Raw genomic sequence first — 12,750 nt, forward strand, 5'->3', positions numbered from 1 at the left:
AAAAGATCGGGAGCAGCACGCGGCGGAGCGCCGGCCTGATCCCATCCGTCCCTGGAACGCCAACTTGTAAACGCGACACCAACGGCCTCCGCGCTGGCCACCCACTTCTATCGACATCGCGAGGGCGCGGACACGGCAGGATTTCCAAACCGGCATGTTATACGTAGGGTTTTGCCCGTCGGATCGCCGCGGATTGATGATCGCGTTTTCATTTCGCCGCTACAGTGCGAACGCACAGCAAACAATCTCGCCGGAATTGCTCAAGTCACCGCCCTTCATGTCTCAAAATCCCTCGAATCCTCACGTTCCCGGAAAGTCCGACCGCTTTTCCGGAGGAAAACTGGGTCACGGACGAGAACTCGACGTTGCGCCCGGAAAAATTGGGGTTTCCCCGGAGGAATATCCGGCGCTCCCCGACGAGGTGATGTCGAATCCGCTCGCGGGCAGGCTCGACCCGCGCCGGTGGTTCGCGGCCCCCGCGAATCGATTCGAGATCGAAATCGGCTGCGGCAAGGGCACGTTCATCCTGAACGTCGCGAAAGAAAACCCGCACACGAACTTTCTCGGAATTGAGTGGGAAGGCGCGTTCTACGCATACACGGCCGATCGGGTCCGTCGTGCGGCGCTCGGCAATGTCCGTCTGCTCCACGCCGATGCCGTGGCATTCCTCAAGTGGCGTTGCCCCAATGAGATCGTGAACACGATCCATCTCTATTACTCGGATCCCTGGCCGAAAAGCAAGCACCACAAGAACCGCGTCGTGCAGGACAAGTTTCTTGAGCAGGCGTGGCGCGCGCTGGCGCCCGGCGGCGAACTCCGCATCGTGACCGATCACGACGAATACTGGGCCTGGATGGAGACTTTCTTTGCTCGCTGGACCGACGCGACGCACGCTCCGGGCGGGCGAGTGTTCTCGCGCGAACTGTTCGTGGCACCCGAGTGGGTCGGCGAGGGACAGGTCGTGGCGACCAACTACGAAAAAAAGATGTGCGGCGAAACGAAGAAGCCGCACGCGACGGTGCTCCGAAAGTCCTGATAACCCCCTGCCGCCGCACAGAGACGTCCGCATGCCTGGGACGAACGCCGGCGATCCCGCCCCCCCAAAAGCCGTGTTTGAATAATTGGTGTATTATTCAATATGTCCTCAGCCGCTGCCGCCCGTTCATTTCCGATCGCCAAGCCCGCCGCGGCACGCGCGCTCGCATCGGCGACGCGCCAGGAAATCGTCGATGCGCTCTCGAGCGCCGGTCCATCAACAGTCGCCCGCCTCGCGGATCTGCTGGGGCGGCGCCCCGATGCGCTCTACTTTCATCTGCGGGCGCTCGAACGCGTCGGGCTCGTACGCCAGCGCCAGCAACAGCCCGAAGATGCGAGCAACGGCGTTGTGTATGAACTTCCGGCCAGCTCGGTGAAGCTCGATTACCGATCCGCGCCGCGCACCGATCTGGTTCGCGTCGTGCGCAACGCGCTCAAGCTTTCGCTCCGCGAATTCGAGCGCGAGTGCCTGGCGGCCAGGTCGCCCGGACCCGATGGCTGCCGAGTTCTTTGGGGCGGACGCGTGATGGGCTGGGTCAACGAGACCGACCTCGCGTCCATCAACTCGCTGCTCGATTCGCTCCACTCGGTGCTCCGGCGCGGCAGGCCGGGCCCCAACCGGCGCGCGGTCTCACTGGGCTTTTTGCTGGCTCCATCCGGCTTCGGCGAACGCTCGCGCAAATCCACAAAGTCTCCCGGCAAATCCGGGAAGAAAGGGTAACTTATGAAGAACTCGCTGCCTGTCCGATCCGCGCTCTTGCTCTGCTGCGGCCTCGCGCTCGCGCCGTGCTCTGCCCGCTTGCTTGATGAGCCACCGGCGCCGCACTCGGGCAAGACCGACGCCGATGGAGTCCCGCTCCAGGGCGAGATCACGTTTGACCGGAACGCATCGCCCGCGCTCGAAGTGAAGCGCATCAAGTCCGGCCACATCCTCGTGCGGCCCAAGATCAACAACCACGACGCGGGCTGGTTCATCTTCGATACCGGCGCTGGAATCTGCTGCATCTCGACGCCGCAGGTCGCGGGTCTTGATCTTCAGGAAAACGGCTCGATCCAGGCGAGCGGTGTCGGCGGATCCAAGCAAGCCAAGCTGTACAACGCCAGGGAAATGCAGCTCGGCGCGATGACGTTCAAGGATCATCCGCTGATGGAAGTCGATCTCGCGTTTCTCGAGCCGCTGGTCGGCGAAAAGATCTGCGGCATCATCGGCTACGGCGTGATCTCGAAGAGCGTCGCAGAGATCGATCTCGCCGCACCGAGCATCTCGCTGTTTGATCCCGAGACCTACACGCTTTCTCAGGGCGAGTGGACGCCGCTCGATATTCACGACCGCGTGCCCACCGTGCCGGGCGCTTTCGAGGGACATGCCGGCACTTTCCGGCTGGATCTCGGTGCGACAGGCTCAGTCACGTTCCATCAACCCGCAGTCGAGAAGTATGAACTTCTGAAAGATCGCGAGGTCAAGGACTGCAAGTTGGGCGGCGTCGGTGGCTTCGTGGCGGGAAAGCGTGGCAAGATCACCAGCCTCGAGCTCGGCGGCAGCAAGTTCGAGAACGTGGACGCCGACTTCGCGCTCGAAGCCAAGGGCGCTCTCGCCGAGCCATCGAAAGACGCGAACATCGGCACGGACATCCTCCGGAAATTCGTTATCATCACCGACTATCCGCACCTGCGGATCGGGCTGGTTCCCAAGCCGGAAGGCGTCAAAGTCTCGACCGAGACGACCGCCACGAAATAACCGCGCCCCGTACTGTTGATTGTGCTGCCGCAAGCGTCCGCTGGTCCAGATTCCGTCGCCGTTGTCCTCCTCTCAGGCGGACTCGATAGCGCCACCGCGCTCGCGGCGGCCCGCGACGCGGGGTTCGCCTGCGTCACGCTCGCGATCGACTACGGCCAGCGCCATCGCGTCGAACTCGGCGCGGCCGAACTCGTCTCGCGCTCTCTCCAGGCGCGCGAACATCGGATCGTGCGGCTCGACCTGCGCGCGATCGGCGGCAGCGCGCTCACCTCGGACATCGCCGTGCCGAAAAACCGCGATGAACAGGCGATCGGCGACGGAGTTCCGATCACCTACGTCCCCGCACGCAACATGATCTTCCTCTCGATCGCGACGGCGCTCGCGGAAGTCGTGGGCGCGCGAGATATCTTCGTCGGCGTGAACGCAATCGACTATTCCGGCTACCCCGATTGCCGCCCTGAGTTCATCGACTCATTCGCGAAGGCAGCCAATCTCGGAACCAAGATCGGTACCGAAGCGCTCGCCGGCCATGGGCGCGGCTTTGTCATCCAGTCGCCGCTCTCATCGCTCACCAAAGCCGGGATCATCCGTCTCGGAACAAAGCTTGGCGTGGACTACTCACTGACGACCAGTTGCTACGACCCGAAGGTGGACGCGGCGGGAAAACCACTCGCCTGCGGCGCCTGTGATTCGTGCCAACTCCGCCGCCGCGGCTTCGAGGAGGCGGGTGTGCCCGACCCGACCCGATACGCCTGATGGCAACTGCCGCACCCATCTCCGAATCCTTCACGAGCATCCAGGGCGAGGGCAAACTGGCGGGCGTTCCTTCCTGGTTCGTCCGCTTCAGCGGATGCAACCTGCGGTGTGCCTGGTGCGATACGCCGTACGCGAGTTGGAACGCGGAATCGACGCAGCGAGAAATGCAGGACCTCATCGCGGAAGCCGGCCGCGCCAAGCGCGCCGGCGTCGCGCACGCGGTCATCACCGGCGGCGAACCGATGATCTTCGAACAAGCCGAAGATCTCGCGTCCGCGCTTCGCGCACTCGGCATGCACATCACGATCGAAACGGCGGGCACAGTCTGGCGCGAGATCGCGTGCGACCTGATAAGCATCAGCCCGAAACTGAGCAACTCGACGCCGCTCGCCGGCGATCCGCGCGATGAGAGCGGTCACTGGCGGGCGCGCCACGAAGCCCGCCGCATCAATCTCCAAGCCCTGCAGCAACTCATCGGTGCGTACCCCGAGCGCCAACTCAAGTTTGTCGTGAGCGACCCGGCGCAGTTGAACGAAATCGAAGCACTTCTCCAGAGCCTGCGCGGCTGGGCACGCGACGATGTGCTGCTCATGCCCGAAGGGATCACGGTCGAGGCGCTCGCCCAACGGCGCTGGATCGTCGACGAATGCATCAAGCGGGGCTGGCGCTACTGCCCGAGACTGCACATCGAACTCTTCGGAAACGTGCGCGGCACGTGACGCGAAGAACGTGCGTCCCAAGACTCCGCCGGGCTGCCGCTCTTCAATCGCTCTCACACTCTGCGTCCGTTTGAATACTCCCGACCCCCCACTTCCGGATATCGTTTCCGCCGGCACCGACGGAAAGTGCCGAGTCGCGCATCTCCTTGATTGAGCGAAGCGGCCGCGGCGCGATACGTGCGCGCCGGCCTCGTCTTTGCGTTGAAGAATCTTGATTCGATGGGCCGAACCCCTCGCGCCCGGCTCGCGCTTCACTTCGTTCCGATGAACTTCCCCCGCCACTCCGAGCGAACAATTGCTTATGACCTCCATCAACGCCCGATCCGATTCACCCCGTATCGCCCGGTCGATTTCTCTTGCCGTCGCGCTGTTCGCGGGAGCGTCCGCCGCGCTCGCACCGGCGAGTGTGTGCGCGCAGACCGCGCCGCAACCGACCGCCGCCGACGACCTCCAATCCGCCCGTGCTCTCTCTCGCGCCTTCCAGCGCGTCGCCAAGCAGGTCGAACCGGCCGTGGTCCACATCACCGCCATCCGGCGCGTCCCCGAAATGGAGAGCAACGGATTCTTTTCGAGGCCGACCGGTCGAACGATCAACCAGCCCGCCGGCTTCGGCTCGGGCGTGCTCGTTGACAGCAGCGGAATCATCCTCACCAACAACCACGTCGTTGAAGTCGGCGACTCGCACAAAGCGAAATTGACCGACGGGCGCGAGTTCGATGCCGTGGTCGTCGGCCGCGACCCGCTCACGGATCTTGCCGTTGTCCGAATCAAGAACCCCCCGCCCAACGAGGTTTTCCCCACTGCGATGATGGGCGATTCCGACAGCGTCGAAGTCGGCGACTGGGTGATCGCGATCGGCTCACCCTTCGGCTTTGCAAACACCGTCACCACCGGGATAGTCTCGGCCAAGAGCCGCTCCGGCGTGGCCCTCCCCGGCGCGAGCCGCGACATGTACCAGGATTTCATCCAGACCGATGCCGCGATCAACCCGGGAAACTCGGGCGGCCCGCTGCTCGACCTTGAGGGCCGCGTTGTCGGCATCAACTCCGCGATCGCGACCCGCGCCGGCGGCAGCGAGGGAATCGGCTTTGCGATTCCGGCCCAGATCGCCAGGGGAGTGATGGAGTCGATTCTCAAGTCCGGTCGTGTCGTGCGCGGCTGGGTCGGTGTCGAGTTCGAAGAGCTCACCTCCGCCCGCATGAAGCAGATCGGGCTGACTTCAGAAGGCGGCGTGCTCGTCAGCCGCGTCATGGAAAATACTCCCGCCGCCGAGGCGGGCATCAAAGAGGGCGACATCGTGACGCGCTACAACGGCCGGCCGATGTCGAGATTCTCAACGCTTCGCGCGGCGATCGGCGTCACGCCGCCCGGCACCAAGTCCACGTTCGAAATCCTTCGTGACGGAAAAATCAAGTCGGTCAATGTCCTGATTGCCGACTGGAGCGCCAACGAAGCTCAGTCCCTCGGCGGCATCTACTCCGATCGATTCGGAGGTATCGTGCGCACGCTCGACCCGGAAATCCGGCGCATGCTCGGGCGGGGGTTCGGCGGCATACAGGGGGTGATCGTGCAAAAGCTGGATCCCGCCGGGCCTGCCTCGTCCGATTTTGACGAAGGCGATGTCATCGTGGCGATCGGCGAGCAGCCCGTGCGCACGGCCGAGGAATTCCGCGCGATTCTTGAGAAGGCCGACCTGTCGCAGGGCGTCCGGATGAGCGTGATCCGAAACCGCATGCGCGGCGCGATCGACTTCCCGGCCAAATAGACGTCGCATCCGCTTCAGCGCCGGCCCATCATCGAGACCGTGACCGCCGCGAGAATCAACCCGAGCGCGACGGCGTCGTTGATCCGCATTTTTTCTTTCGCCACCCAGATCGTGAAAGCCGTGAAGACCGCGAGCGTAATCGCTTCCTGCAGAATCTTGAGTTGCGGCAGTGTCATGGCGCCGCCGTGATCGATGTGACCCATTCGGTTCGCCGGGACCTGAAGTAGATACTCCGGCAGCGCGATAAGCCACGACGCGCAGATTGCGACCAGCAATGGCCACGACTTCTGCTTGACGTGGTAGTACCACGCAAAGGTCATAAACGTGTTCGAACCGGCGAGCAGCAGCACTGTCCAGACCCAGCGGGGAATTTCCATGGCCGAGAGTAGAACCGAAGCAACACGTCGCGCCTTCGCCGACCGATTGCGACGCGCGGAGATGCGGAGGCGACCAGGTGAACAGGTGAACAGGTGAACAGGCTTTCGAGTATTCCCACCTCCTCACCTCCTCACTCTCTTCGCGCCGGAATAAACGGACCTCACCGTCGAAAAAACGATCACCGCCACTGGTAACTCAGATTCGCGTTTCTGACCATTCACCTGTCCGCTCGAAGGCGCGACAAGAGAGCAACGGCCGGGTGGCCGAGGAGGGTTTCCAAATGTTCCGATCCAGGACTCGATTCACAATGCCGGCCAGCCTCCTGGCCCTTGCGGGCCTCGCGGTCGCCGGCGCGTTGCTGACGCCTTCGAAAGCGCCGGCACGCACGGCGGACGACCCGTACGCCGCACTCCCCAGTTCGCTGACGCTCTACGGCGTCTGCCGCGACTTCAAGTGGGCGAGCGAAACGGGCGGTCACAAGGACTTCGAGTTTGTTCCGTCCGGCGGCTACGGCCACTACACCAACATGGTGAAGGATGAACTCGACGCCGACGGCAAGCCCGCTTTCAAGAGTCAGGGCAATAAGGTGAGCACCGAAGCGATGGACGCGAGCAGCCGCAACATCATGCCCGTCGCCAAGTCCTACCTCGCCGCGAAGAGCGGCGACAAGGCCAGCTCGATTTCCACGAGCAACGGCGGCGCGCTCACCACCGAGGACAACTTCAAGCAGTGGTTCCGCAACGTGCCGGGTGTCAACCTGAGCAAGACGGTCCCGCTCGTGCTCGTCCGCCAGGCGAACTCGAACATCTACTCGTTCAGCGACAAGACCGACGCCGGCTACTCGGCCAAGGGAGGCTTCTTCCCGATCAACGGCGAACTCTTCGGCAACTCGCCGAACCAGAGCAAGAATTTCGGGTTCACCTTCGAGCTCGACACCGAGTTCACGTACAAGAAGGGAACCGGCCAGACCTTCACGTTCACCGGTGACGACGACGTCTGGGTGTTCGTGAACAAGAAGCTCGTGGTCGATATCGGCGGCGTGCACAGCGCCATCAGCCAGACCATCGAGCTCGACCGCATCCAGGGCCTCGAGGACGGCAAGAAGTATCCGCTCAAGCTCTGCTTCGCGGAACGCCACACCACCGCCTCGAACTGCCGCATCGACACGACCATCAGCCTCATGGCAGTCGATCCGCCCCCGGTCAGCGGCCTCTTCGACTAAGCGACACCTCCGGACCGCCGGCGGAGTCGGCGGACCGTCCTCGATCACCACCGCACACCTCCGTGTGCCCACGCGCCGCGACGCGGGCTTCAGGATCGTCCTGAGGCCCGTGTCGGCTTTTTGGGATTGTGCTACGTTTTGGTCAGCGTGTCCGAACCTCAAATGCCATCCGAAGATCCCGTGACGGTCGATCGCCCTTCCGCGCCGGCGGGTCCTCCGAGCAACTTTTCTGGCGGGTCGGGCCTCTCCGGTGGACCGCCCAGCACGAACCCCCTGCCGCCCACACATCTCACTTCGACATCGACCGACGGCTCGCGCTTTGCACCCGGTACTGTGCTCGCCGATCGCTACCGGATCGTCTCGCGCCTGGGCAAGGGTGGCATGGGCGAGGTCTACCGCGCCGACGATCTCAAGCTCGGAACTTCCGTCGCGCTCAAGTTCCTGCCCGATGCGTTCGCCGCCGATCCGCTCAAGCTCGACCGTTTCCGTTCGGAGGTTCGGCTCACCCGCGAGATCAGCCATCCGAACGTCTGCCGTGTGTACGACTTCGGAGAGATCGGTAGCGCGGCGGGTGGAGGCGGCCATCACGTCTTTCTTTCGATGGAGTATGTCGATGGCGAAGACCTCTCCATACTCCTGAAGCGAATCGGACACCTGCCCGAGGACAAGGCTTGCCAGCTCGCGCGCCAGATCTGCGCGGGCCTCCACGCCGCCCACGAACTCGGCGTCATCCATCGCGATCTCAAGCCCGCGAACATCATGCTCGACGGGCGTGGCAACGCCCGCATCATGGACTTCGGCGTCGCCGGAATCCTCTCCGATCTCGTCGCGAAAGGAGACGTCGCCAGCGGCACGCCCGCGTACATGGCGCCCGAACAGCTCGCGCGCCAGGGCGTCAGCAAGAAGAGCGACATCTACTCGCTCGGACTCGTGCTCTACGAGCTCTTCACCGGCAAGCCGGCGTACCAGGTCGAGAACATGCAGCAGCTCCGCGCCTCGCGCGAGAGCGGCACGCGCCCACAGGCACCGAGCGATCACGTCAAATCGCTCGACCCCGCGGTCGAGACCGTCATCCTCCGCTGCCTTGAATTCGACCCAGCTCATCGGCCCGCAAGCGCGCTCGCGGTTTCCGCTGCGCTTCCGGGAGGCGATCCGCTCGCCGCGGCACTCGCCGCGGGCGAGACGCCCAGCCCAGAACTCGTCGCGCTCGCCGGTGTCGAAGGGAGCATCCCGCGCCGGTTCGCATGGGCAATGGTCGCACTCGTGGTTGTGATGGTCGGGATCCTCGGCTGGCTGCAGGATCGGTACGGCATTCATCGAATCGCTCCGTTCGGTTCGCCCACGGATGCGATGGCGATCCGCGCGCGGGAGATGCTCGAAAAGCTGGGCGCCGATCCGCCCAAGGCGTATCAGGCGTACGGCTACGACGCGGACCAGAACGCGATCAAGAGCGCCTCGAAAATCGGCGGATTCGAAAAGCTGGCAAACCGTTTTCCGCCCAGCATCTATTTCTGGTATCGCGCGGAGCCGCGCTGGATTCGCCCGACGATGATCGGGCATTTGTTCGTTGGGGCCGATTCGCCGCCCCGCGAATATGCCGACGGCGTCTACGCAGCGCTCTCGAGCGCGGGCGACTTGATGCGCTTTGAACGGCGCGCGCCTGAGTTCGGATTCGCGGGGACGAGCGATTCGGTGCCCGCGAAGCCGATCGACTGGGCGCCGTTCTTCGATGCGGCTGGTGTGGACATCAACAAGTTCCAATCGACCCGACCGACCATCGCGCCGAACGTCCCCGCCGACACGCGCTACGCCTGGCGCGGCACATACCCGGATCTCCCGGATGTTCCCGTTCAGTTCGAGGCCGCGTCGCTCGACGGCGTTCCGGTCTCTTTCCGCACCAAGCCGCTCTGGCGCTTGCCTGCGCACCCAAACGCGAAAGCCGAAGCCGGTGATCCGGATGCGCACGAAGAGGCGCCGGCGCTCGAAGACTCTGACGCAATAGCAGAAGATCGCGCCAACGACAGCGCAGCGACCGGACGCGGCGGACGGCCCGCAGCCTCGGATCGGTCGGTGAGACATTGGAGCGCCGCGGAGATCATCGGCGGAATCATCAACGTCACGCTGCTCGTCGGAATCGTGAGCTCTGTCGTGCTGGCGTGGAAGAACTATCGCGCGGGGCGGGGCGATCGGCGCGGCGCGCTCACGCTCGCGGTCTTTGTCGGCGCGATCTGTCTCTTCTCGCTCAGCGTCGGCCGCCATTCCGTTGCCGGCTTGATAGATTTTCAGATCATCGGACTCCAGCTCGCTCGCGCCATGTGGCTCGGTGGTCTGATGTGGATCGTGTATCTCGCGCTCGAGCCGATCGTCCGCCGACGCTGGCCCCGCCTGCTCATCTCGTGGACGCGCCTTCTCTCCGGGCGCGGGCGCGATCCGCTCGTGTGGCGCGACATTCTCATCGGCTGCGCCGCAGGCTCGTTCTTCGGGCCGTTCTTCGCGCTCATGGTGATCGTTGATCTTCAACCTTTCCACGTCGCCGATCCGTTCGTCGCGACCATGCCGTGGTTCTCCGGGTTTCCGTTCGCGCTCGCGATCCTCTTCCAGACTCTGGCGGGAAACATCGCTGTTCCCTTGCTGATCACGCTCGTATTGCTCGGGTGCGACAAGCTCTTCCGCTCGCAGTGGGTGGCGTACGTACTGTCGGCGGCGTTCTTGTGGCTGATCATCGGCGGTTTGCAGGACAATGCGGTCTCGGTCTCCGCCGCGGCCTGCGCGGTCGGCTGCATGCTGATGCTTCGCTTGTGCGGACTGCTCGCCTTTTCGGTGATGCTGCTCGTCTCGACGATCCTCGTCAACTTCCCCATCTCGCTCGACCTCACGACGTGGTACGCGCCGCTCACGCTCGTCGGAAGCTTGCCGATCATCGCGCTGGCGGTGACGGGCGCGCTCGTCGCGGGACGCGATGCGCAGCCCGAACCGGCTTGAAGCGCCGGAGCACGCATTCCCCGAAGTAGAGGAACACCTGCGGCTCAATTTGAAGACAAGGTAGATCGCACTCATCGCTTTTGCTGTAGCGGGGTCAGGAGCAAGTCCTTTCCGGGCTCTCTTGCACGCTGCGGCGCTTCCCACACCTGTAAGAGAGATGTGGAGTCGCGCCAAGTCTGAAAGTCGATTTTGCCGTCCGGCCCGGCCGAGATGAGCAAGTAGCCCTGACGAATCAGCTTTTCTCGAGAATCGTTGTCTGGCCAACTGCGCGCGAGTTCCTCTCTCCCCGCCTCGTCGATGACAAAGTAGCCGAAGGGTGTTCCGGAGTACGGGTCCTGCGCGACATCGCTCCCCGCTTCGATGCCGAGCGCATCCAGCGACTTTGGCAGTGCGCCGTGTTCGGCGCGGAATTCTTCGATGCGGAGCACCCGTTCAAAGCCGCGCCCGATCGCCAGGTCCCGGTCCTGCGCATAGAGAATCATCGAGTAGCCCCCGACGAAGCGATCGACGAGCGGATAGGCTTGTGTCAATGGTGTTCACCGTTCGCAGCCACGACTCTGCTTTCGAGTTCGTGATTTTCTCAGCAAAGAGAGCCTCCAACACGGCCTTGTTCTCACCGTACCAGCCGACCCAAGACTGGGAAATCGGCGTGCTCGACATGCTTGTGCCGAGTAGTTCGATGACCGCGCTACTCCGCATCCCCAGCCGCACCCGCGACGGCTTTTCGAACAGCCACGCGATGGTGTCGGCGGTCATCAGTTGTTCCCCGCGGATTCCGTAGGGGTACGCGGCAACCGAATGTTGCCGGGCCATTGCCGCACGCAGTTTCCCGGCGAGCTCCGGCGGCGCACCGTCCGCAAAGTAGCCGCTGCATTGGTCGAGCGTTCCGGCTTGAATCGCGGTGGCCACCAATTGATAGATGCCGGTCGGACCGCATCGGAGCATTCTGATCAACGCAAAGTTCGCCTCGGCGGCACGAACGTACTCGTCCACGTCTCCGCTCTGCCGGGCGAGATACATCCGGGCCGCGTTCATCCGGAACAGGGCCCTGCACCGACCAATCTCGGAGGGAAGTACCTCCGAGAGCGGACGATTGGGGTCGACGACGATGTTCGGGAGCGCCCGACGCGCCTTGCACATCCGATCGAGGTCCTCAAAAGCTCCGGCCTCGCGCATCTCCTTCAGCAGTTCGAGGCCGAGTTCGCGTGATTTGAGCTTCCGTTTGTATCGCTCCAGCGCGGGCGGAAAGAGCGATCCTCCAAAGTCATCCGGACCGGGCGGCACAGGCGGCAAATAAATCAAGTCCACCATCGGCACGTCGCCGTCGGGGTTTCGCTTCGGATCCGTCGCCATCAGCTGATTGATGATCCGATCGTGCGTGTTGCTGATCGCCTGCTGAATCGTCCATGCATCGGTTTGTCCTGGCGACGATCCTTGCGGCTGCCCTTCTTCCATTAGCGCCGCCCACTCCGCCCGGATTCGCATGCGATCGGCGCTTGCTTTCGATGCATCGAACTGCATCAATGCTTCGCGGATCGCGAGCGCGGTAAGCGGAAACACGACAAAGACCAGAACCGCCGCGGCGCCGATGCGGATCGCCCATTTCTTTCGCCGGGGTGTCCAGAACTTGCGGACGACGAGCGAATCCGCGCTCGGCTGGAAGCGCGTGTTGCCCTGCGCGTCCCTCGTGAGTTCGCCGAGCGAAGGATCAACCTTCGTCCGCGCGCCGCACTCCGGACAGGTCACGCACAATTCCGCATCGACCGGTAAGCCGAGCAAACCATACGAGCACTTGCTGCAGCATCCGCGGTTTCGCAGGATCGACCGCACGAGCCGGATCAGCATCCAATCGCGCAACACCAATGCCGCGAGCGGCACCAGCACAGCAAGTGCGAGCCACGGAGAAAGTCCGCCGACGAATTCGACAACACTTTCGCCCAGCCAAGTCTGCCAGGCACCGGTCAGGAAACTCAGACCGACCGCCGCGACCATGAGAATGCTGATCGTTCCGGAAACCCACACGAAGATCCGGAGCGATGCCCACCAGAAGCCGCGGTTGGCGGCACGAAGAAACTTGCGGCACTGGTCATCGCTGAACTGATCCAGGTCAGGGAACGCGCGGTAGATCTTGCTGCCCGGAATCCGCATCACTTCA

11 protein-coding genes are annotated in these 12,750 nt (G+C 63.5%); 8 read left to right on the top strand and 3 right to left on the bottom strand.

Translation table 11 applies throughout. The annotated features are described in order from the left end of the window. Positions 1 to 277: 277 nt before the first annotated feature. The 6 genes from trmB to KF691_12445 all read left to right on the top strand — a co-directional run bounded on the left by trmB (position 278) and on the right by KF691_12445 (position 6,013). A complete protein-coding gene (trmB, locus tag KF691_12420) occupies positions 278 to 1,036 on the top strand; it encodes a tRNA (guanosine(46)-N7)-methyltransferase TrmB (protein MBX3390244.1) in 759 nt (252 codons plus the stop codon). A 102-nt stretch (positions 1,037 to 1,138) separates the two neighbouring features. Next, complete coding sequence (locus KF691_12425) at positions 1,139 to 1,756, top strand: helix-turn-helix transcriptional regulator (GenBank protein MBX3390245.1); 618 nt, start codon at positions 1,139 to 1,141, stop codon at positions 1,754 to 1,756. 3 nt (positions 1,757 to 1,759) lie between these two features. After that, positions 1,760 to 2,773 carry an aspartyl protease family protein gene (locus KF691_12430; protein MBX3390246.1) on the top strand — a complete coding sequence of 338 codons (1,014 nt, stop codon included), beginning with the start codon at positions 1,760 to 1,762 and terminating at the stop codon, positions 2,771 to 2,773. Between the two features lie 12 nt (positions 2,774 to 2,785). Beyond that, positions 2,786 to 3,529 (top strand): 7-cyano-7-deazaguanine synthase QueC, encoded by a 744-nt coding sequence (queC, locus tag KF691_12435; GenBank protein ID MBX3390247.1) that lies wholly within the window; start codon positions 2,786 to 2,788, stop codon positions 3,527 to 3,529. Beyond that, positions 3,529 to 4,248, top strand: a complete 720-nt coding sequence (locus KF691_12440) for a 7-carboxy-7-deazaguanine synthase QueE (GenBank protein ID MBX3390248.1) — start codon at positions 3,529 to 3,531, stop codon at positions 4,246 to 4,248. The genes queC and KF691_12440 overlap by 1 nt, the downstream gene beginning before the upstream one ends. Before the next feature lie 301 nt (positions 4,249 to 4,549). Continuing rightward, complete coding sequence (locus tag KF691_12445; protein ID MBX3390249.1) at positions 4,550 to 6,013, top strand: trypsin-like peptidase domain-containing protein; 1,464 nt, start codon at positions 4,550 to 4,552, stop codon at positions 6,011 to 6,013. A 14-nt stretch (positions 6,014 to 6,027) separates the two neighbouring features. Here KF691_12445 and KF691_12450 read toward each other — a convergent pair whose 3' ends face one another. After that, entirely contained in the window at positions 6,028 to 6,390 is a 363-nt protein-coding gene (locus KF691_12450; GenBank protein ID MBX3390250.1) for a DMT family protein, read from the bottom strand. A gap of 308 nt (positions 6,391 to 6,698) precedes the next feature. Between KF691_12450 and KF691_12455 the strand changes: the two genes are divergently transcribed. Then, on the top strand, positions 6,699 to 7,613 hold the full coding sequence (locus tag KF691_12455) for a fibro-slime domain-containing protein (GenBank protein MBX3390251.1): 915 nt from the start codon (positions 6,699 to 6,701) through the stop codon (positions 7,611 to 7,613). 147 nt (positions 7,614 to 7,760) lie between these two features. Beyond that, positions 7,761 to 10,595, top strand: coding sequence for a serine/threonine protein kinase (locus KF691_12460; GenBank protein ID MBX3390252.1), 2,835 nt, complete (start codon positions 7,761 to 7,763; stop codon positions 10,593 to 10,595). Between the two features lie 71 nt (positions 10,596 to 10,666). On the opposite strand, the gene KF691_12465 is transcribed toward KF691_12460, so the two are convergent. Beyond that, positions 10,667 to 11,077, bottom strand: coding sequence for a hypothetical protein (locus KF691_12465; GenBank protein MBX3390253.1), 411 nt, complete (start codon positions 11,075 to 11,077; stop codon positions 10,667 to 10,669). Continuing rightward, positions 11,028 to 12,743, bottom strand: a complete 1,716-nt coding sequence (locus KF691_12470) for a hypothetical protein (protein ID MBX3390254.1) — start codon at positions 12,741 to 12,743, stop codon at positions 11,028 to 11,030. The genes KF691_12465 and KF691_12470 overlap by 50 nt, the downstream gene beginning before the upstream one ends. Between the last annotated feature and the right edge of the window lie 7 nt (positions 12,744 to 12,750).

The sequence above is a fragment of the Phycisphaeraceae bacterium genome, assembly GCA_019636555.1.
Taxonomy (GTDB): Bacteria; Planctomycetota; Phycisphaerae; order Phycisphaerales; family UBA1924; genus JAFEBO01.